Source organism: Stutzerimonas stutzeri, assembly GCF_024448955.1.
Taxonomy (GTDB): Bacteria; Pseudomonadota; Gammaproteobacteria; order Pseudomonadales; family Pseudomonadaceae; genus Stutzerimonas; species Stutzerimonas stutzeri_AQ.
This window is the reverse complement of record NZ_JAMOIH010000010.1, coordinates 139607-159646: the sequence shown is the minus strand read 5'-3', so window position 1 is coordinate 159646 and position 20040 is coordinate 139607. Positions and strand designations below refer to the sequence as shown.

General features: G+C 62.0%; 19 protein-coding genes. 11 read left to right on the top strand and 8 right to left on the bottom strand.

What is annotated here, in order from left to right; genetic code table 11:
• Positions 1 to 6 precede the first annotated feature (6 nt).
• Entirely contained in the window at positions 7 to 1272 is a 1266-nt protein-coding gene (locus NA645_RS12655) for a DUF445 domain-containing protein (RefSeq protein WP_256049124.1), read from the top strand.
• Positions 1273 to 1474: 202 nt separating this feature from the next.
• Here the strand turns inward: NA645_RS12655 and NA645_RS12650 are convergent, their stop codons facing one another.
• Together NA645_RS12650 and NA645_RS12645 are read right to left on the bottom strand one after the other, a co-directional pair.
• A complete protein-coding gene (locus NA645_RS12650) occupies positions 1475 to 1918 on the bottom strand; it encodes an HIT family protein (protein WP_256049123.1) in 444 nt (147 codons plus the stop codon).
• Positions 1919 to 2186: 268 nt separating this feature from the next.
• On the bottom strand, positions 2187 to 2624 hold the full coding sequence (locus NA645_RS12645) for a DUF6306 domain-containing protein (protein ID WP_256049121.1): 438 nt from the start codon (positions 2622 to 2624) through the stop codon (positions 2187 to 2189).
• A gap of 361 nt (positions 2625 to 2985) precedes the next feature.
• Here NA645_RS12645 and ccoN point away from each other — a divergent pair, with 361 nt between their 5' ends.
• The 4 genes from ccoN to NA645_RS12625 all read left to right on the top strand — a co-directional run bounded on the left by ccoN (position 2986) and on the right by NA645_RS12625 (position 6748).
• On the top strand, positions 2986 to 4434 hold the full coding sequence (gene ccoN, locus NA645_RS12640; RefSeq protein ID WP_256049119.1) for a cytochrome-c oxidase, cbb3-type subunit I: 1449 nt from the start codon (positions 2986 to 2988) through the stop codon (positions 4432 to 4434).
• A 3-nt stretch (positions 4435 to 4437) separates the two neighbouring features.
• Positions 4438 to 4653: a hypothetical protein gene (locus NA645_RS12635; RefSeq protein WP_256049118.1), complete on the top strand. Its 216-nt coding sequence runs from the start codon at positions 4438 to 4440 to the stop codon at positions 4651 to 4653.
• A gap of 66 nt (positions 4654 to 4719) precedes the next feature.
• Positions 4720 to 5415, top strand: coding sequence for an MOSC domain-containing protein (locus NA645_RS12630; RefSeq protein WP_256049117.1), 696 nt, complete (start codon positions 4720 to 4722; stop codon positions 5413 to 5415).
• 85 nt (positions 5416 to 5500) lie between these two features.
• A complete protein-coding gene (locus NA645_RS12625) occupies positions 5501 to 6748 on the top strand; it encodes a M20/M25/M40 family metallo-hydrolase (protein WP_256049116.1) in 1248 nt (415 codons plus the stop codon).
• Between the two features lie 60 nt (positions 6749 to 6808).
• On the opposite strand, the gene NA645_RS12620 is transcribed toward NA645_RS12625, so the two are convergent.
• Entirely contained in the window at positions 6809 to 8176 is a 1368-nt protein-coding gene (locus tag NA645_RS12620) for a GntP family permease (protein ID WP_256049115.1), read from the bottom strand.
• Between the two features lie 217 nt (positions 8177 to 8393).
• On the opposite strand from NA645_RS12620, the gene NA645_RS12615 reads away from it, so the two are divergent.
• Positions 8394 to 9098 carry a glutathione S-transferase N-terminal domain-containing protein gene (locus NA645_RS12615; RefSeq protein ID WP_256049114.1) on the top strand — a complete coding sequence of 235 codons (705 nt, stop codon included), beginning with the start codon at positions 8394 to 8396 and terminating at the stop codon, positions 9096 to 9098.
• A 174-nt stretch (positions 9099 to 9272) separates the two neighbouring features.
• Here the strand turns inward: NA645_RS12615 and NA645_RS12610 are convergent, their stop codons facing one another.
• The 3 genes from NA645_RS12610 to NA645_RS12600 form a co-directional block, all read right to left on the bottom strand.
• On the bottom strand, positions 9273 to 10001 hold the full coding sequence (locus NA645_RS12610) for an anti-sigma factor (RefSeq protein ID WP_256049113.1): 729 nt from the start codon (positions 9999 to 10001) through the stop codon (positions 9273 to 9275).
• A complete protein-coding gene (locus tag NA645_RS12605; RefSeq protein ID WP_256049160.1) occupies positions 9998 to 10615 on the bottom strand; it encodes a sigma-70 family RNA polymerase sigma factor in 618 nt (205 codons plus the stop codon). The genes NA645_RS12610 and NA645_RS12605 overlap by 4 nt, the downstream gene beginning before the upstream one ends.
• A 61-nt stretch (positions 10616 to 10676) precedes the next feature.
• Positions 10677 to 11207, bottom strand: coding sequence for a DUF3455 domain-containing protein (locus NA645_RS12600; RefSeq protein ID WP_256049112.1), 531 nt, complete (start codon positions 11205 to 11207; stop codon positions 10677 to 10679).
• Positions 11208 to 11484: 277 nt separating this feature from the next.
• On the opposite strand from NA645_RS12600, the gene NA645_RS12595 reads away from it, so the two are divergent.
• Entirely contained in the window at positions 11485 to 11904 is a 420-nt protein-coding gene (locus tag NA645_RS12595; RefSeq protein ID WP_256049111.1) for a YciI family protein, read from the top strand.
• A 19-nt stretch (positions 11905 to 11923) separates the two neighbouring features.
• Entirely contained in the window at positions 11924 to 12352 is a 429-nt protein-coding gene (locus NA645_RS12590; RefSeq protein WP_256049110.1) for a VOC family protein, read from the top strand.
• A 23-nt stretch (positions 12353 to 12375) separates the two neighbouring features.
• On the opposite strand, the gene NA645_RS12585 is transcribed toward NA645_RS12590, so the two are convergent.
• Positions 12376 to 13158, bottom strand: a complete 783-nt coding sequence (locus NA645_RS12585; RefSeq protein ID WP_131651131.1) for a sulfite exporter TauE/SafE family protein — start codon at positions 13156 to 13158, stop codon at positions 12376 to 12378.
• A 136-nt stretch (positions 13159 to 13294) separates the two neighbouring features.
• Positions 13295 to 14608: a CitMHS family transporter gene (locus NA645_RS12580; protein WP_256049109.1), complete on the bottom strand. Its 1314-nt coding sequence runs from the start codon at positions 14606 to 14608 to the stop codon at positions 13295 to 13297.
• 216 nt (positions 14609 to 14824) lie between these two features.
• Between NA645_RS12580 and NA645_RS12575 the strand changes: the two genes are divergently transcribed.
• The 3 genes from NA645_RS12575 (at position 14825) to NA645_RS12565 (ending at position 20037) form a co-directional block, all read left to right on the top strand.
• A complete protein-coding gene (locus NA645_RS12575; protein WP_256049108.1) occupies positions 14825 to 15805 on the top strand; it encodes a ribonuclease Z in 981 nt (326 codons plus the stop codon).
• 305 nt (positions 15806 to 16110) lie between these two features.
• Positions 16111 to 18453, top strand: coding sequence for a TonB-dependent siderophore receptor (locus NA645_RS12570; RefSeq protein ID WP_256049159.1), 2343 nt, complete (start codon positions 16111 to 16113; stop codon positions 18451 to 18453).
• A 165-nt stretch (positions 18454 to 18618) separates the two neighbouring features.
• Positions 18619 to 20037: a hydroxysqualene dehydroxylase gene (locus tag NA645_RS12565; RefSeq protein ID WP_256049107.1), complete on the top strand. Its 1419-nt coding sequence runs from the start codon at positions 18619 to 18621 to the stop codon at positions 20035 to 20037.
• Positions 20038 to 20040 lie beyond the last annotated feature (3 nt).

Genomic DNA, 20040 nt, shown 5'->3' with positions numbered 1-20040 from the left:
AATCGCATGAGCCCTCTGCACAGCCGCTGGCAATCACCGGTCGCGCGCATGAAGCTGGTCGCGGGCCTGCTCCTGCTGCTCGCCGCCCTGCTCTACATCATCGCCACCGCCATGGAACCACGTCATCCGGCCTGGGGCTATCTCGCCTCGTTCGCCGAAGCCGCGATGGTCGGCGCCATTGCCGACTGGTTCGCCGTCACCGCCCTGTTCCGCCATCCGCTCGGCCTGCCCATTCCGCACACAGCGATCATCCCGCGCAGCAAGGCGCGCATCGGGCAGAACCTGTCGACCTTCATCACCACCCATTTCCTGTCCACACCACTGGTACTGGCCAAGCTGGAAGCGCTGGATCTTGGCGGGCGCCTGGCCAATTGGCTGCGCCATCCAGACAACGCCGCTGCGGTCGGCCGGCAGCTCACCGGCATGGCACGTTTCGGTGTCGAATCCCTGCATGACGAGCGCGTGCAGACGTTCGTACAGACCAAACTAATCAACCGTGTGCGCAAGGTCGATTTGGCGCCAGTTTGCGGGCAAGTGCTGGAGATGCTCACCCGCCAGGGCAAGCACCAGGCGATGCTCGACGAGGCGCTGATCAAGCTCGATGCGCTGCTGCAGGACGACGACACCCGTGCGCTGGTGGCCGAGGCCATCACCGCCGAGGTGCGAACCCTGCGTTATCTGGGGTTAGGCAAGGCCGTCGGGGGCTGGTCGGCGAATAAGTTCGTCGACGGGGTTTCGGCCGTGATCGCTGAGGTCGCGGGCGATCCAGAACACCCGCTGCGCGAGCGTTTCGACGAGCATGTCGGGGAATACATCGAGCGCCTCAAGCACGATCCGAGCTATCGCCTGGAAGTCGAGCGCGTCGTCGCTCAATTGCTGGAACACCCAGCCACCACCGATTACATCCGGACGCTCTGGCGAGAGCTGACCGATTGGCTGGAAGCCGATCTGGAGAGCGCGGACTCACGCATCGGCACGCGTATCGTCAAGCTGACCCAAGGCCTCGGTGACTCCCTGGCAGCGGATGCCACCATGCGTAGCTGGATCAATGAGCAGTTAATGACGGCCGCACCGGCAATGCTCGAGCGCTATCGCGGCAAGATCGGCCATTACATTGCCCAGCGCGTGGAGAACTGGGAAAGCCGCGAATTGGTCGAGCAGATGGAGCAGAGCGTTGGCAAGGACCTGCAATACATCCGCATCAACGGCACGCTGGTCGGCGGCTTGGTCGGGCTGGTGCTGCATGCGCTGACGCAGCTGGTGGCCGGCTAGGTAGGTTGAAGGATGGGTCGGGCGGTGCTCCGCTTTAGCCCACCAGCGAAGCTACCTGTGGTGGGCTGAAGCCCACCCGACATTGGTCACGCATTGAGACCCTGATGGCTGCTATCTCTCGATGGGCCGTAGGGTGGGCTTTAGCCCACCACAGAAGCGCCTCGGTCGTAGTGGTGTTAAGCGAAGAGTCGCCCAGCCCACCCTACGCTCGCTGCGCCAACCGCTGCACCAGCCGCGCTTGCAATCTCTCCAGCGCCTCCGGTTCGGCCTTGCCCGCTGCATGGATGCCCAAGCCCTCGCCCGTGTATCGCGGAACGATATGCACGTGAATATGAAACACCGTCTGCCCCGCCGGCGCGCCATTGAACTGCGCGATCTGCACGCCATCGGGCTGCAATTCATCGACGATCACACGGGTGAGCTTCTGCACAACCGCCATCACTTTGCACAACGCCTCGGTATCCACATCGAGGATGTTGCAGGCAGCGGAGCGCTTTGGAATCACCAACGTATGGCCAAAGGATTGCGGAAACAGATCGAGAAAGGCGAGCACGTCGTCATCCTCGTAGAGCTTGTAGCAAGGCGCATCGCCCCGAATGATCTGAGCAAAGATGTTCTGCGGGTCGTAGGGCGTGATCAGGGACACCGATTTTCTCCAGGACGAATGGGAAGGCAGACCATACCGGTCAGAAGTAGTAAACCGAATCGTGGCCGATGTCCGATAGCAAAGCCACGTCTACCTCGTGCCCAGAACAGCCAGAACTCGGATCACCTTGGTGCGCAAAGCGCATCCTACAAAAGCATCTGCACCCGCCAAGTCTGTAGGGTGCGCTCCGCGCACCGCGAGCTTTGAAATGAGTAGTGCGCCGCCGGAGCAGCACCGCCATTGCGCCTCGACAAAATCTGCGAGACGCCTAACGCAATTCCTCCGCCTTGGCGGCATAGTCATCGCTGTTGATTTCATGGGTGCGGAGCACGGCCTCCAGCTCCTGACGAATCTGCGGATGAGTGACGTCCTGAAGCAGCGCCTCGAGTTTTCGAATCACCCATTTCTGGCCTCGGTCGACCAGCGCCAGGCGCTCGCCCAGATCGGCGATCGCCATGCATTTTTCGTAGAAGGCGCCGCGCTCGTGCCCCGGCCCGGCATCCAGCATCAGCAAGCAATCTCGCAATCGCCGGCAACTATCGGCTTCGCCACGATGCACCTGCGCCAGCACACTACGCTGCAGGTCTCCCTTGGCTTCCGCGAGGCTGGCATGGGCAACCTGTGCCCCGGCCCGCTCAGCGCTCAACAGCTCATCGAGCGCCTCGATCAGGCGCTCCCGCTCGATTCCTAACGATTCCACAGTCATCTCTTTCTTTTCCTTGTTCGGTGATCAGCCTGCAGCTGGCCGGAACCATGCTAGCGGCATGTCAACAGCGACCAACAATGAAAAATCCTGCCGCGACGGTGCAGTCTTTTTGCTTCGCCGCCGCTGGATTGCCCTTAAAGCATCCGAGGCCGGCCACATGATAAATAAAAATAAATGCATTTAACGTTCATTATTATTCCTTTGCCTAGACCAAACAGGAAGATCACACTGCCTGGCGTTCACCTTCAGCGCTCGCATGGCGCCAGGTACGACTCGCAACGAGGCCCCCGCAGAGGAAGCCCACGAGGCGTAAAGGCTGAACGAAACCTTGCAAACCTCCTTGCGTGCATCTGGAAATTTCATGTCCCGAGTGATTCCTGCCGGCTCGTCTGGCGAAACCTACAACTACCGCATCGTCCGCCAGTTCACCTTGATGACCCTGATTTGGGGCATCCTCGGCATGGGCATGGGTGTGTTCATCGCGGCCCAACTAGTGTGGCCGCAACTGAATTTCGACCTTCCCTGGACCAGCTTTGGCCGCATCCGACCGTTGCACACCAATCTGGTGATCTTCGCGTTCGGTGGCAACGCGCTGTTTGCCACGTCCCTGTACGTCGTGCAGCGCACCAGCCGGGTGCGCGTGATTTCCGACGGCGTGGCGAGCTTCGTGTTCTGGGGCTGGCAGACGGCGATCGTGGCGATGCTGATCAGCTACCCGCTGGGCTACACCACCTCCAAGGAATACGCTGAGATGGAATGGCCCATCGCCTTGCTGGTCACCTTCGTGTGGATCGCCTACACATGGCTGTTCTTCGGCACCATCGCCAAGCGCACGGTCAGCCATATCTACGTCGGCAACTGGTTCTACGGTGCGTTCATCATCGTCACGGCGATGGTACACATCGTCAATCACATGCTGGTGCCGGTGACACTGCTCAAGTCTTATCCGATATATTCGGGCGCCACCGATGCCATGGTGCAGTGGTGGTATGGGCACAGCGTGGTGGGCTTCATTCTCTCGGTGGGTTTCCTCGGGATGATGTATTACTTCGTGCCGAAACAGGCGGAGCGGCCGATCTATTCCTACCGGCTGTCCATCGTGCATTTCTGGGCGATCATCAGCCTGTACATTTGGGCCGGCCCGCACCACCTGCACTACACCGCACTGCCGGACTGGGCGCAAAGCCTGGGCATGGTGATGTCGATCATCCTGCTCGCGCCAAGCTGGGGCGGCATGATCAACGGCATGATGACCCTCTCGGGCGCCTGGCATAAGTTGCGCACCGACCCGATCCTGCGCTTTTTGGTGGTATCGCTGGCGTTCTACGGCATGTCGACCTTCGAAGGTCCGATGATGGCCATCAAGACCGTCAACGCGCTGTCCCACTACACCGACTGGACCATCGGCCATGTGCATGCCGGCGCGCTCGGCTGGGTGGCGATGATCAGCATCGGCACGCTCTACCACATGATTCCGAAGCTCTGGGGACGCGAGCAGATGCACAGCGTCGGCCTGATCAACGCGCACTTCTGGCTAAGCACCATCGGCACCGTGCTTTACATCGCCTCGATGTGGGTCAACGGCATCACCCAAGGCCTGATGTGGCGTGCGATCAACGAAGACGGCACCCTCACCTACTCCTTCGTCGAAGCCTTGGAAGCCAGCCATCCCGGCTACGTGGTACGCATGATCGGCGGCGGGCTGTTCGCCTTCGGCATGCTGCTGATGGCCTATAACACCTGGCGCACTGTGCGCGCTGGCGACAATGCCGTTCAGGCGCCAATTCCCAATCTGGTCACGGCGGGGTAAACCATGGCGATGCTGATCTTCTTCACCGTGATAGCGCTGCTGGGCGCGGCGCTGAGCCTGACGAATCTATCCAGCCACGACGCGGAGCAGACGGCCCTGCTGCCCTTCGCCGACGATCCCGAAGCCGCCCGGCAGATGACGGCCGAAACCGGGCTGGTCTGCGAACGTGTGGTTCGTCCTGCTGAAGAGCCGGAACCGCCTTACATCTGGAAGGCCTGATAGGAGCGTTCCGGGCCGACGTTTGAGGCACAATCGCGCCTTTCACGATGAACGTCCGGAGCGCCAATGCAGCTGGCAAGGATCGAGCAATTACTGGTCGGCAAGGCCGTCCCCTACACCCGCCCCGGCACCCGCAGCGCCATCGCCAAGCACGCGGTCGCCGGCCCGGTCCCGGTGGGTTTCGAAGGACTGGAAGGCGATGAGCAGGGCGACCTAAAGGTGCATGGCGGCGTGAACAAAGCCGTGCACCACTATGCATACGAACACTACGCCCTCTGGCGCGAGCAGCTCGGTGCCCTGCAGCTGCTGGAGCAACCAGGCGCCTTCGGCGAGAACGTCAGCACCCGGGGGCTCAGCGAGGCGGATCTGTGCCTCGGAGATGTCCTGCGCTGCGGCGACGCACGGCTGGAAGTGGTGCAGACGCGCCAGCCCTGCTGGAAGCTAAATGATCGCTTCGGCATCCCGGACATGGCGCTGCGTATGCAACAGAGCGGCATGACCGGCTGGTACTACAAGGTGCTCGAACCCGGCGCGCTCGAAGCCGGGCAGCTGCTCATACTCGAACACCGCCCTTTCCCGCGCTGGTCGCTGACCCGGGTGCTGGAAGTGCTTTATCAGCGCACGCTGGACCAGACGGCCCTGCATGAACTGAGCGAGCTGCCACTGGTACCGTCCTGGCGCAAGCTAGTGGAGCGCCGTCTGCAAGAGCGCACCGTGGAGGACTGGAGCAAGCGGCTGTACGGCGCCAACACCGAAACCTGACCAAGCCGACTCGCCTGATTGGCGGAACATGCGCGCTTGCTGGGCCTCTCATCCTCGATAACCACAAAAATGAACGAGGCCCTCCATGTCCGCACGATGCTCGTCCATCGCCGCCGCTCTCGCGCTCGGCTTGTTCACCCTTCCTGCCCTCGCGGCCGATTTTCAGCCCAGCGAGCTGCTCAAGCAGGCCGAAACGGAGCAGCCGGCCTATCTGGAAACTCTGAAAGCGCTTGTGGCGGTCGATACCGGGACCGGCCAGCAACAAGGGCTCGCCACGGTCAGCCAAATGCTGGTCGAACGGCTCGAAGCGCTGGGTGCCGAGGTTACGGCCACGCCCGCAACGCCCTCAGCTGGCGACAACATCGTCGGTACGCTGGAAGGCTCGGGCACGAAGAACTTCCTGTTGATGGTCCATTACGACACGGTATTTGCCGAAGGCACCGCCGCCGAACGCCCTTTCCGCATGGATGAACAGCGCGCATACGGGCCAGGCGTCGCGGACGCCAAAGGCGGTGTCGCGATGATCCTGCACTCGTTGAAGCTGCTGAAGGAGCAGAACTTCGATGACTACGGCACCATCACCGTGCTGTTCAATCCAGATGAGGAAATGGGCTCGTCGGGCTCGAAGAAGATCATCGCCGAGCTCGCCCGCAAGCATGATTACGTCTTTTCCTACGAGCCGCCGGACAAGGATGCTGTGACCATCGCCACCAACGGCATCAACGCCGTGATGCTGGAGGTGAAGGGCAAATCCTCCCATGCCGGCTCCGCCCCCGAGGAAGGCCGCAATGCGGTAATGGAGCTGGCGCATCAGTTGGTTCAGCTCAAGGATCTGGGCGATCCGGACAAAGGCACCACGGTGAACTGGACCATGATCAAAGGCGGCGAGAAGCGCAACATCATCCCCGACAGCGCCGCCGCCGAAGCCGACATGCGCTATTCGGACCTGAGCGAGTACGACCGCGTCCTGGCCGATGCCCAGCGCATCATCAAAGACAAGCTGATCGACGACACCACGGTGGAATTGCGCATCGACAAGGGTCGTCCGCCGCTGGCGAAGAACGCCGGCTCGGATCAATTAGCCGAGACGGCGCAGAAGCTCTACGGCGAAATAGGCAAGACCATTGAGCCCATCGCCATGCGCTTCGGCACCGATGCCGGCTATGCCTACGTGCCTGACAGCGACAAGCCAGCCGTGCTGGAAACTATGGGTGTGGTTGGTGCTGGCCTGCATTCGGACGAGGAATACCTGGAACTTGCCAGCATCGCGCCGCGCCTGTATTTGACGGTGGCGATGATCAAAACACTGTCCGGCGAGAACGAGTCCCGCTAGTCGGAAGCTCGAGCCAGACCGGAGCCACTTGCATCCGGTCTGGCTCGTCAACGCGAAGCCTTAGAGCAGCACCAGCCCCAACAGCCAGACCACCGTCATACCCACCACGCCTTGAACCAACGTCGCCATGGTCTGCGCGCGGTAGGCGGTGGATACCTTCATCCGACTGAACTGCGAGACGACCCAGAAGAAGCTGTCGTTGGCATGGGACACGGTCATACCGCCCGCGCCAATGGCCATTACCGTGAGCACCCGGCCCATTTCGCTATCCAGACCGAGGCTGCCCAGCAGCGGCGCGACCATTGCCGAGGTGGTGACCAGCGCAACGGTGGTGGAACCCTGCGCAGTCTTCAGTGCGGCGGAGACGATGAAGGGCATGAACAAACCGATACCCAGCGCCGACAAGCTCTGGCCCAGGTAATCGCCTAGCGGCGTGATCTTCAGCATTGCGCCAAAGGCACCCCCAGCGCCGGTGATCAGCAGAATCGGCGCCGCGGAGACGATGCCAGCCGCAACCTGATCATGGAACTGCTGGCGCTTGTTCTCGCCCTTGAGCAACGTGCAGGCGAAGCCCAGGCCGATCAGTAGTGCGGCCACCGGCTGGCCGAGGAAACTCAGCACGGAGAACACGACGCCTTCGCCCAGCGGCCTGCCCGGCAGCGCGACGATCGAGCCGATACAGATCAGCGCAATGGGAATGAAGATCGGCGCAAAGGCCTGCCAGGTGCTGGGCAACACGCCGTAGCGGGCGCGCAGGCTGTCGAAGTCCACGTCTTCGGCGAGCAGCTCGCTCGGCGCTTCGTCCAGCAGCTCGCGATCGTCCTGCTTGAGAAAGCGGTTGGCCCAGAGCATCCCGGCCAGCGCAGCGATTGCCGACACCAGAAGGCCGACGGCAATCACCAGCCCCAGCGAATCTTCCAACCCCAGGTTGCCTGCGGCGGCAATCGGGCCCGGCGTTGGCGGCACGAAGGTGTGAGTGGCGTACAGGCCGGTGGCCAGCGCCACGCTCATCGCCACCACCGAGACCTTCATTCGCGCCGCCAGTGCATTTTTCAGCGAGTTGAGGATGACGTAGCCGGAATCGCAGAACACCGGGATCGACACCAGATAGCCGATGATAGACAGCGTCAGGGTCGGGAAGCGTTCGCCCAGCAGGCGAATCACGCTTTCGGCCATGGTGATCGCCGCGCCGGAGCGTTCGAGGATCACGCCGATGATGGTGCCCAGGGCGATGACGATGCCGATGTAGCCGAGGATGCCACCGAAGCCGGTGGCGACCGTTTTGAGGATTTCCGCAGTCGGCACCTGATAGGCGAAGCCCGCAAGAATTGCGGCTGCCAGCAGGGCCAGGAAAGGATGCAGCTTCCAGCTCACCGTGGAATACACGATGAAGGCAATCAGCAGCAACAGAATGAGGATCAGCACCATGGTCGAACGCCTCGTGTGATGGTTCCAGAACGCGACAGGCGGCAACGCCTACGCTGCGTTGAGCATAGTGCAGCTTGTCGGCGACGCCGAAGCCATCGAGGCGCCCGCGCAATGGCTGGCCCGACCAACTGAGAACCGCGCCCTCGTTCCCCAGTCGACCCAACTGCGCCAACGGGTGAGCTATCCTCAATTCCCCATCGTACGGAGAGCATGCTGCATGTCCGATCTATCTGCCTTTCCCATCACCCAGAAATGGCCTGCCAGCTACCCGGAACGCCTGCAGCTCTACTCACTGCCCACGCCCAACGGAGTAAAGGCGTCGATCATGCTGGAGGAGACCGGCCTGCCCTACGAGGCGCACCTGGTCAGCTTCGAGACCAACGATCAGTTGTCGCAGGAATATCTTTCGCTGAACCCGAACAACAAGATCCCCGCGATCCTCGACCCGAACGGACCGGACGGCAAACCGCTGGCACTGTTCGAATCCGGGGCGATTCTGCTGTATCTGGCGGATAAGACCGGCCAGCTCATGCCCGAGGACACGGCGGCCCGCTACGAGACGATCCAATGGCTGATGTTCCAGATGGGCGGCGTTGGGCCGATGTTCGGCCAGCTCGGCTTCTTCCACAAATTCGCTGGCAAGGAGTACGAGGACAAGCGTCCACGTGATCGTTACGTCGCAGAATCCCAGCGGCTGCTGGGCGTGCTCGATAAGCGTCTGGAAGGCCGCGAGTGGCTCATGGGCGGTCGCTACAGCATCGCCGACATCGCCACCTTTCCCTGGGTGCGCAACCTGGTGGGTTTCTACGAGGCGCGCGAGCTGGTGGAATTCGAGCGCTTCAGCAATGTGCAGCGCGTGCTGGATGCTTTTGTCGCGCGGCCTGCGGTAGCCAAGGGGCTGAACATTCCGCCACGGGGGTGAAACGGACTTTCTTTCGAGCGCTCTGTGCTTATTACAGCAGCCCTCACCCCTATGCCGGGCGCCCCAACCCTCTCCCGGAGGGAGAGGGTTGGGTACATGTTGGATGTTGCTGCGAGTGGTTCTGGATGGATTGCTGCAAGCAAGCCAGAGATTTTTGCGCCGAGACGTGGAAGCTTAGATCACCTTCGCCGCGCGGCCGATGAACTGGATCGGCCCGGTCGGCTTGCCGGTTGGCGAGCCAGTCGGTTGTTCGAGCGTGAGTTCGAACAGCTGATTGGGCTGTAGCGGCGGAAGCTCGTCGAGGCGAATCTTCACTGGCTCGCCGGGCTTGACCAATCCGAGCGAAACCGGTGCCTGCCAGCCTTCAGCCTTGGTCCAGAGCTGCAGCGCCTTGTCGGGCGGCAACTCGGTAACGCCGAGGGGGATCAGTTCGATTTCCCGCGATTGGTTGCTGGCCTGCATCACCCAACCGGGGGCAAGGTTCTGTGGCGTGGCGAGTACCACCAGCCAGGTCGGCGATGAATCCGAGATGGTGCGCGTAAGCAGCAACGAGCCCAACACCAGTGTCGCGGCCATCCCAGCGGCGGCGAACCCTCGCCAAAGCGACAGGCTGTCCCACCATTTCGATTGACGAGTCCGCGACACCGGTACGGTCTGTCGAGCGGATTCGTCCAGGCTTCGTTGTATGCGAGCCCACAGGCGCGGCGAAGGCGTTTGTGGCTCAACCAGATCGGTCAGGTGCAGCAGGCGTGCTTCCCAATAATCCACGGCGGCTTGCAGCTCGGGATCGACCGGTAAACGCCGTTCGATTTCCTCTCGCTGCGGCGCGGACAAGGTACCGAGAACGTATTCGCCGGCCAATTCATGCAGGCTTTCACCGCTGTCGTTGAGTTCGGTATTCATCCGATGCACTCACGCAAAGCAGTCAGGCTGCGGCGGATCCAGGCTTTTACCGTGCCCAGCGGAGCACCCAGGCGCTGGGCGATTTCCTGATGGGAATAGCCGTCGACATAGGCGTGAAATACACAGTTGCGGCGTACCGGTTCCAGTTGCTCTAGACAGGCTTCGATCCGGCCGGGATTGACTCGCCAATCGAAGGCGTCGGTCTGTTCCTGCCAACCATCAATGGCTGCGTGACTGGTTTCGCCCTCCTCGTCTGGATCCATCTGCATCTGCCGGGCATTGTTGCGCACGGCGTTGAGTGCGAGGTGGCGGGTCACGCTGAAGATCCAGCCACGGGCCGAGCCGCGCGCCTGGTCATACGTCGCCGCTTTGTTCCAGATGCGGATGAAGGCGTCATGCACGATGTCCTCCGCCAGCGCGGCGTCTCGCACGATGCGCTGAACCACGCCGAGCAGGCGCGGGCTTTCCTGTTCATAAAGGTTCTGTAATGCCGAGCGCTCGCCGCGAGCGCAGGCGCGCAAGGCTGCTTCGTAGTCGAACGGGGATGGAGGCGCTGCTGACAATTGATCCGCCACTGGCTGATTGTAGTTGCCCCGGCGCGCAGGCCGGGGCATCTGTGAAGCATAGAGGCGTTTAACGCTCATATCGAGCGTCTTTTCGCCCGCTGTGCTGGGCTCACTTACTGGTCCAGAACAGGTAGTCGGCCTGATAATCCACGATCTGGCGCTCGCCCTTGTTGCTTGCATCGCAGGTTGCCGCCGGCGCTACGCCGCCCTTGGTCGCCACACGTTGAATGTAGCTGACGCCCTTCATCGCGCCGTTGCCTTTGGCAGGGTTGGCCTTGACCAACTGATACGGGATGTTGCCATCGCCAGCCGGAGCCACCGCAACCTGGGTGCCGGTTATCGAGGAACCATCCGCAGCCTCCCAGGTAGCGGGCGGGCCGTAATAGCTGCCGACCTGCTTGCCGCTGCGATCATTGAGCGCGGCCTGGGGGCCGATGAATACCCACTCCATTTTTTCGGGCATATCCGCTTTGGCTTGGCATTCGTAGGTGATCTTGCCGACGCCGCGGGTTTCCATGCTGACGGTGTGGCCATCCGGGACTTTGACGGCGTCGGGTACGTCCATATTGGCGAAGGCACCGGCCGAGCAGCCGAGCGCCAGGGAAAGTCCGGTCAGGCAAAGGATCTTTTTCGCGTCCATTTTGAATCTCCGGTAGTGATCAGGTGGGCGGCAACAGAGACCGCTACCTGTACTACCCGCGAGAAATCGAATCGGATGCAGGCCTTTCGAAAATAATTTTGGCGTCTCTGGTCGACGCCTGATCGCACGCATCGGCGCTTGCCTTTCCGTGATTTCGTTTTTTCTGCAAATGCCATGTCGAATTTTGCCTCTCTCACTCGACCAATGATCAGAGCCAGCGGAAATTTGTGCAGATCCGTCTAGGCTGATTCGACCCATCAAATGAAGGAGTCAGACGATGCGATTCATGGTGATGATCAAGGCCAACCGCGATACCGAAGCGGGAGTGATGCCCAGTGAGGAAGTGCTTGAGGCCATGGGCCAGTACAACGAGGAATTGGCCAACGCCGGTGTACTGTTGGGCGGCGAAGGCTTGCACCCGAGCAGCCGGGGCGCGCGGGTGTGCTTCAGCGAGGGGCAAACGTCGGTGGTGGATGGCCCGTTCGCTGAAACGCGGGAGCTCATTGCCGGGTATTGGATGTTCCAGACCGCGTCGCTGCAGGAGGCCATCGATTGGGTGAAACGTTGCCCGGCATCAGCCATTGGCGAATCGGAAATCGAGATCCGTCAGGTGTTCGAAGCCGAGGATTTCGGCGCTGAATTCACGCCCGAATTGCGCGAGCAGGAAGAACGACTGCGCGCCCGGATTTCCCACTGATCGGAACAGGAGAATGACCATGAAGATAACCCCTTATCTCACCTTCGACGGCCAGGCACGCGACGCCTTTACGCTTTATCAACAAGTACTGGGCGGCACGCTGGAAATGATGACCTTCGCTCAGGCGCCCGAAGCCGAGCACTTCCCTGCCGAGCACCGCGAGCGAATCATGCACGTCTGTTTGAACCTGGGCGATTACCAGCTCATGGCCTCCGACACCATGCCTGGCGACGCAGCCTGTGGTGGCGGCCCATACGACGGGATCAAGGGTTGCTCGATATCCCTGCATCCAAAAAGCGTTGCCGAGTGCGAACGCCTGTTCAACGGGCTGGCCGAAGGCGGACAGGTCGTGATGCCGCTGGAGAAAACCTTCTGGGCTGAGCGTTTCGGCATGCTGACGGACCGCTTCGGCGTCTCCTGGATGATCAACTGCGAACAGGCCGGGTAACAGGCCGCCCGACCGACGATGGGTCAGATCAGCTTATAGCCGATGGCTGCCAGCATAACCGCCATGCAGGGACGCAGGACGGTATCCGGGACCTTGCCGGCCAGGTTGCTGCCCAGGTAGATGCCCGGCAGCGAACCCACCAGCAGATAGGCCAGGATGGTCCAGTCCATATTCCCCATGCCGGCGTGGCCCAGCCCTGCCACCAGCGTAAGTGGCACGGCATGGGCGATCTCCGTTCCGACCAGACGGCGCGTGCTCAATAGCGGGTAGAGAAAGAACAGCGCCACGGTACCCAGCGCGCCGGCACCGATGGAGGTCAGCGTCACAATCGCACCGAGCACGCCGCCGACCACAACGGTCAGCACATTCAGCCCGCGCGGCGAAAGCCGAGGCGTCGGCCCGGACAGACGAGCGGCGAATGCGAGCAGTCGCATTTTGAACAGCACCGCCAGCGCGGTGAGCACCAGAACGACGCCCAACGACTGTTTGATAATCGCGTTGAGCACTTCCGGATCGGAGTGCAGCCCGCTCAGCACCCAGAGCGTTAGGCCTGCTGCCGGCACGCTGCCAAGGGCCAGCCAGCCGGTGATGCTCCAGTCAATGTTGCGATTCTTCTGATGAACCCAGACGCCACCTGCCTTGGTGATCGCCGCGTAAAGCAGGTCGGTACCCACGGCGGCAGCCGGGTTGACGCCAAACCACAGGAGAATAGGCGTCATCAGCGAGCCACCGCCAACGCCTGTCATGCCAACGATGAACCCCACCAGCAGGCCGGCCACTACAAAGCCGATAACACCTAATTCCATCGTTCGCTTCCCGTTGAGGCCCGCCTGGGCCGTGTCAAAGGGAAGCAGCATAACGGTGAGAACTAGCAATCCTTAATATAAGTTTGTTCTTTTTTAGTAGCTAAACGATATAAGCGGATTGCTACGTCTCGGATCATCAGAACAGGCCAAGCATCCAAGCGGCGATGAACAGCAACAAGGAAAAGCCCCACATCCACCATAGGGAGTAGCGGATATGCCGGCCCAGATCCAGCCCGGCCAACCCGAGGGCCAACCAGAGTGCTGGCGAGAACGGGCTGATGAACGTACCGATGATGTTGCCTATGGTCATCGCGTAGACGACGCTGGCTGGCTCGACGCCGTGATTGGTCACCACCTCCAACGTGACCGGCAGCAGACCGAAGTAATAGGCGTCGGTGCTCAGCATCAGCTCCATCGGCAGACCAAATACACCGAGAACGATGTGCAGCTGCGACACCATCGAGGCAGGCAGCACCTGAACCAGATCCTGCGCGATGGACGTCAGCATACCGGTGCCAGTCAGCATCCCCAGCATCGAGCCCGCCGCGAGGATAATCATGCCCATGCTCAACGCCGCCGGCGCATGCGCCGCGATACGCTGCATCTGTGTCTTACCGCCGGGGTAGTTGATGAACAGCGCAAGCGACAGGCCAATCATGAAGATGTAGCCAGCCGGTAACACTCCCGCGAACAGCGCAATCAACACCAGCAGGAACAGGCCGCCATTGACCCAAAGACGCCCAGGGCGCTCCAATGCGCGCTCTTCAGGGGTAGGTTCGTGAAGACCCGCGTGGGTTTCGACCAACACGCCAACATCTGCCGGTACGTTGCCTGACGCGATGCGCCGCTGTTCACGCCAGCCCAGCAAGGCGGCCAGTGCCACCAGCAACACCACGCCGACGCCCTGCACAGCAACAAGCGGCCGCCACAGCTCAGTCACTTCAATGCCGGTCACCGCCGCCGCGCGGCCCAAGGGGCCAGCCCAGGGCAGCATATTGAAAATGCCGGCGCCGAGGGCCAGCAGCATGAGCATCAGGTACGGGCTCATACGCAGCTGACGATACAGCGGCAGCAGTGCAGGAATGGTCAGCAGAAAGGTAGTCGCGCCGGCGCCGTCGAGGTGCGCCAGCATGCCGATCACAGCGGTGGCCATCGCCACGGCGATCACGTTGCCGCGAGTGATCTTCACCATGGCGCCGATGATCGGACGGAACAGCCCGGTATCCTGCAGCACGCCGAAAAAGGTGATGGCGAAGACGAACATGGCGGCGATGGATATCACACGCTCCAGACCGTCAGTGAAAAAACCGGAGATCGCCTCCGGTCCAAAGCCGGCCAGCAATGCGCCTACCAGCGGTACTACGATCAACGGCAGAATCGGCGCCATGCGCCCGACGAGCAGCAGTACTACCAAGCTGCCGATGGTCAACAGACCAATCAGAGTCAACAAGCCTAATCTCCTCTTTATTCTTATCCAGCTGAAACAGGTGAGCCGGGCAGGCTACGAAGCAAAGCTTTCAGCAACCTTTAACCCACCAAACGAAACGCTGGGCAACTGTGAGGAAATATGTCGGGCTCAAGAATGGCGATCACCCGTGTATCTGCTTGCATTGATCAGGGCGCTGCCGTCACGAATCACAAACATTGCAGAACAGGGAGCACAGGTGTGGATCTGCTATTTCTCGGTACCTCGTCCGGCACACCGACCAAGGCCCGCAATGTCAGCGGGCTGGCGTTGGTGGAAGACAGCGGAAAAGGTTGGTACCTGATCGACTGCGGCGAGGCCACTCAGCACCAGCTGCTGCGCACACCTTTGACCTTGCATGGGCTGCGCGCGATTTTCATCACGCATGTGCACGGCGATCACTGCTTTGGCCTGCCCGGTCTGCTCGCCAGCGCCGGCATGGCGCGCCGGCAGGAGCCGTTGGAGATCATCGCGCCCGCGGCAATTGAAGGCTGGGTACGCGCCACGCTCGAAATGAGCCAGAGCCACTTGCCCTATGAGCTCCGCTTTCACGCCATCGAGACCTTCGAAGGCTGGCGCAACCCGCAGGTGCGCGTCGAAGCCATCGCCCTCTCCCATCGCGTGCCGAGCTGGGGCTACCGTTTCACCGAAGCGCGGCCCGACCCGCGCCTTGATACCGAAAAGCTCGACCGCGACGGCATCCCTCGTGGCCCGCTCTGGGGGCAACTGGTGCGCGGCCATGACGTCGAATTCCAAGGTCACTCCTTGCGCAGCGAGGATTATCTGCTGTCCACCCGCCCGCCCCGCCGCGTCGTCATCGCTGGCGACAATGACCGCCCCGAGCTGCTACGTGACGCCTGCCAGGACGCGCACGTGCTCGTTCACGAAGCCACTTACACCCAGCCCATCGCCGACGCCGGCAAAAACGATTTCGGCCACAGCACTGCGGCACAGGTTGCAGCCTTTGCGCAGGCCGTCGGGCTACCGAACCTGGTGCTGACGCACTTCAGCGCGCGCTACCAGAACGTTCCAGGGCGAGGGTTATCGATGGACGATATCCGAGCGGAGGCTGCCGAGCGCTATCAGGGAGAGCTGTTTTTGGCGAAGGACTTCCTGAGGTTAAGGCTGGGGAAAGACGGGGTGTTGGGCTTTGACAACAGGACAATCTCCGACGAAGCCTAGGCGCTGTAGCGGGCTTACCGCCGCCGATCCGAAGCGCGTGCGCTACCAAGCTCGGTGATTATGAAATCACGACAAACGCGACAAACACGCATTTAGTATCCACATGCATCCGCGAATATTTCTCATTTACAAGCATTCGATCCTTGCCTAGGCTTGCTGTCGGCGTCGTTCCCGCTGCTTCCATGCCGCACCGATGCCGCCTTCAAGCGCCGCTCATCATCGTCTGCAGCAGGCGATACGGCCGCGCTCGTACTCACGCATGCCAAGGACAGACCACGGTGAAACCTAGACTTATCCAACCCCTGATGCTTTCAGCCTGGCTCGGTGCCTGTGCTGGGGCATATGCGGCTCCCATCGAGCTGGACGTGCCGGCACAGCCGCTGGCCGATGCCCTGCAGCAATTCCAGGCCCAGAGCGGTGTGCAGGTGGTGTTCGGCGCCGACGCGCTCGCGGGCCGAACCTCTTCAGCCGTTCAAGGCGCGCTGGAGCCAGCCGAAGCACTGCGGCGTTTACTGGCGGGGACGGGATACGAGGCCGAGCTACGAGCCGGCACCGCAACGGTATTCAGCGCCGCCAGTGAAGAGGACGAATTGAATCTCGGGCAGATGAATATCGTCGCCGAACACGCGCCGGTCGATGGCACCACCGAGGGCACCGGCTCCTACACCACCGGCGTGGTGAACTCCTCGACAAAGCTGCCCATGTCGCTGCGGGAGACGCCTCAATCGGTCAGCGTGATCACTCGTCAGCAGATCGAAGACCAGGGGCTGAGCAACCTGCACGACGTGGTGCTGAGCACGCCCGGACTGACCATCCAACAGTCCGGTCCGGAACGTCAGCGTTATTTCGCGCGCGGCTTTCAGGTCGACAACATCATGTACGACGGGTTACCGATGAGCCTGTCGCGATTCTCGCAGGACGTCATCACCGCCCCCGACAGCGCCATGTTCGACCACGTTGAAGTGGTTCGCGGGGCTACCGGGCTGATGCAGGGCGCCGGCAACCCGGCGGCGGCCATCAACATGATCCGCAAGCGCCCAACCTCCGAGCCCTACGTGAGCATCGGCGCCAGCGCCGGCAGCTGGGATCGCTACCGCACCGAGGTGGACGCCTCCAACGCGCTCAACGAGACAGGGACCCTGCGCGGGCGCTTCGTCACGGCCTACGAAGATAACGGCACCTATATCGATTACGGCGGCAGCGAACATGCCTTTGCCTACGGCATCGTCGAAGCGGACATCACCGACAGAACGCTGTTCACGCTCGGCGCGTCGTACCAGAACGACAACAAGGACTCGGACTGGGGCGGCCTGCCAACCGCACCGGATGGCAGCGACCTGCACCTCTCTCGCTCGACCTACCTGGGCAATGACTGGGCCTATTGGGATACCAATACCCGGCACCTGTTCGCCGAGCTCGAGCACCGCTTCGACAGCGATTGGAAGCTGCGCCTGGCCGGCAACAAGATGTGGGGCCGCATCAACATGCTCGGTTCGTACTTCTGGTTCAACGCGGACGAACTCAATCAGGGCACGGGCGCTTACACCTACGTCAACGACTACGACGCCTACGACGGTAACCTTTCGGGCCCGTTCACGCTGTTCGGCCGGCGCCACGAATTGGTGGTGGGCGCCAGCACCCGAACCGAAATCTTCGACGGCCACGGCGGCTGGGGCGATACGGGCACGGACATCGACCCCGGCAACTGGGACAGCGGCGCGGTTCCCAAGCCGAGCTACGACATGGACCTCTGGAACCTGAAGTTCGAGGCGCAGCAGAAAGGCCTGTACAGCGCCACCCGCCTAAGCATCACCGACCCGCTGACAGTCATCCTCGGTGGGCGGCTGGACTGGTACGACTACGATGACGGCACCGACACCGGCAGCTACAAGGTCACGCGCAACGTCACCCGCTACGCCGGCATCGTCTACGACCTCAACGAGACCTACTCGGTCTACGCCAGTTACACCGACATCTTCAAGCCGCAAGACAGCCGCGACGTTAGCGGCAGCGTCATCGAACCCATGACCGGCATCAACTACGAGATCGGCCTCAAAGGCGAGTACTTCGACGGCAGGCTCAACGCCTCGGCGGCGGTCTTCCGCATCCTTCAGGAAAATCGCGCCAGACTCCTCGACGACCAGGCCAGCACGTGCCCCAGCTTCCCCGCCGTCAGCTGCTACGAGGCTGCCGGAGAAGTGGAAAGCAAGGGCATCGATCTGGAGCTCGCCGGCTCGCTCAGCGAGCGCTGGCAAGCGAGCGTCGGTTACACCTACGTCGAAGCCAAGTACCGCAAGGATGCCGACCCGACCAACGAAGGCGAGCTCTTCGATCCGAAACAGCCGCGCCACCTGTTCAAAGCCACCACCGTCTACCACCTGCCGGGCACGCTCGAAAAATGGCGCATCGGCGGCAGCCTGAACAGCCAGAACAGTACCTACAGCGAGGTTTCGAGCTATCGCATCGATCAGGACGCCTACACCCTGGTCAATCTGATGCTGGGTTATCGCGTCAACGAGCACATCGATACGCGCCTGAACCTCAACAACCTGTTCGACAAGACTTACTACTCGAGCATCACCAGCAACGCCAGCGTTGTTTACGGCGAGCCACGCAACCTGATGTTCAGCGTGAACTGGACGCTCTGAGCCATCCGGTCCACGAGCCGTCGAAAGGCGGCTCAGCCGGTTCCGGCGAGCGTCGAAAGCTCCCGCTTCGGCATCTTCCACGGCGCGCGGAGTCACAAGCAGACCCGAGTCCCGAAGAGTGCTGCCGATGCCCTGTCAACCCTCCCGCTGCGGCGCAACCACCGGATGAAGCCCGACGTCGTCATCATCGGCGCCGGTATCGCCGGGTTGTCGGCAGCGGTCTGGCTGGCCGAGGCAGGCCTGAAGGTCAGCGTCCTGGAGGCATCCGGCGTGCCCGGCGGGCGGGCTCGGAGCTGGGCCGATCCGGTAATGGGCGACAGCGTCGATATCGGCCCCCATATCCTGCTCAACAAATACGCCAACATGTGCGCCCTGCTCCAGCGGCTGGGCACGGCGGATCAGGTGCTGTGGCAGACCGAAGAGCTGCTGACCGTGTTTGATCGCGGCCGCTCGATGCACTTCAAAGTCGGCGGTTTGCCGGCCCCGCTGCACTACATCCGCAACCTACCGCGCATCTTGCCGAGCGTGCCCTTGCGTCATCTGCTGAGCAACACACGACTGGCCTGGCGCACCCAACGCAGCAGCGGGCCGGAACTGATGCAATTGGACGATCGCAGCGGGCGCGAGCACCTGGAACGCTGCGGTGTCAGCGGCTTCTTCATCGACTGGTTCTGGGCCTCGGCGGCCGTCGCCGTCCTCGCAGTCCCGGTGGAACGCTGCTCGGCGGCATCGCTGATGCGTCTCCTGGCCCAGGCGCTCGGCCACAACGACATCGCCTTCGGCATGCCAAAGGTCGGGCTAAGCGACCTCTATGCCTGGCCGGCGATCGAATTCATCCGTCGCCATGGCGGCGAGGTGCGGCTCGGCTGCGGGGTGGACGGGCTGTTGCGCCAGCAAGGGAAAGTCACCGGGGTGCGCGTGCGCAACGGCGCAGAGGTCGAGGCGTCGGCGGTGGTGCTGGCCGTGCAACCGACCGCCATCGCCCCGCTGCTGCCCGAAACTCATGCGCTGACGCAGACTGCGCGCCGCTTCCAGCCGAGCCCCTATATCAGTTGCTACCTCTGGTTCGACCGGCCGATCACCGCCTCGCGCTTCTGGGCTCGGCCGTGGAACCCGGAGGGCCTCAACACCGATTTCTACAACCTGACTAATATCCGCCCGGCGACCTGCGGCGGTGCGCTGATAGCCAGCAACATCATTTGGAGTCAGCGGGTCGAGCACCTGTCTGACGCGGCGATCATCGAAGCCACTCGTCGGGAGATCGCCGAGTTCGCGCCTGAGGCACAACGCGCGGCGCTGCTGTCGGCCTCGGTACACCGTATTCCCATGGCGATTCCGGCTGCCTTCCCCGGCACCGAAACGGCAAGGCCTAACACGGCGGTAGAGCCGGGTTTATGGGTAGCAGGTGATTGGGTCGATACCAGCTTGCCGTATTGCATGGAGAGCGCCACCCGAGCCGGCGCGCTGGCCGCAGAAGCGGTGCTTGCCGAGCGCGGCCTAGGTCGGTCACTCGCGTTACCGCCGCCCAAGCCGGGCGGCCTCGGTCGCTGGTTGAGAACGGGCGAACCCGGAGAAGATTTCTGATCG

Bases quoted from the DNA above. Each gene is read 5' to 3' on its own strand.
- NA645_RS12655 (WP_256049124.1), top strand. From the start codon at position 7: ATGAGCCCTCTGCACAGCCGCTGGCAATCACCGGTCGCGCGCATGAAG.
- NA645_RS12645 (WP_256049121.1), bottom strand. From the start codon at position 2,624: ATGACTGTGGAATCGTTAGGAATCGAGCGGGAGCGCCTGATCGAGGCG.
- ccoN (WP_256049119.1), top strand. From the start codon at position 2,986: ATGTCCCGAGTGATTCCTGCCGGCTCGTCTGGCGAAACCTACAACTAC.
- NA645_RS12635 (WP_256049118.1), top strand. From the start codon at position 4,438: ATGGCGATGCTGATCTTCTTCACCGTGATAGCGCTGCTGGGCGCGGCG.
- NA645_RS12630 (WP_256049117.1), top strand. From the start codon at position 4,720: ATGCAGCTGGCAAGGATCGAGCAATTACTGGTCGGCAAGGCCGTCCCC.
- NA645_RS12625 (WP_256049116.1), top strand. From the start codon at position 5,501: ATGTCCGCACGATGCTCGTCCATCGCCGCCGCTCTCGCGCTCGGCTTG.
- NA645_RS12620 (WP_256049115.1), bottom strand. From the start codon at position 8,176: ATGGTGCTGATCCTCATTCTGTTGCTGCTGATTGCCTTCATCGTGTAT.
- NA645_RS12615 (WP_256049114.1), top strand. From the start codon at position 8,394: ATGTCCGATCTATCTGCCTTTCCCATCACCCAGAAATGGCCTGCCAGC.
- NA645_RS12610 (WP_256049113.1), bottom strand. From the start codon at position 10,001: ATGAATACCGAACTCAACGACAGCGGTGAAAGCCTGCATGAATTGGCC.
- NA645_RS12605 (WP_256049160.1), bottom strand. From the start codon at position 10,615: ATGCCCCGGCCTGCGCGCCGGGGCAACTACAATCAGCCAGTGGCGGAT.
- NA645_RS12600 (WP_256049112.1), bottom strand. From the start codon at position 11,207: ATGGACGCGAAAAAGATCCTTTGCCTGACCGGACTTTCCCTGGCGCTC.
- NA645_RS12595 (WP_256049111.1), top strand. From the start codon at position 11,485: ATGCGATTCATGGTGATGATCAAGGCCAACCGCGATACCGAAGCGGGA.
- NA645_RS12590 (WP_256049110.1), top strand. From the start codon at position 11,924: ATGAAGATAACCCCTTATCTCACCTTCGACGGCCAGGCACGCGACGCC.
- NA645_RS12585 (WP_131651131.1), bottom strand. From the start codon at position 13,158: ATGGAATTAGGTGTTATCGGCTTTGTAGTGGCCGGCCTGCTGGTGGGG.
- NA645_RS12570 (WP_256049159.1), top strand. From the start codon at position 16,111: ATGCTTTCAGCCTGGCTCGGTGCCTGTGCTGGGGCATATGCGGCTCCC.
- NA645_RS12565 (WP_256049107.1), top strand. From the start codon at position 18,619: ATGAAGCCCGACGTCGTCATCATCGGCGCCGGTATCGCCGGGTTGTCG.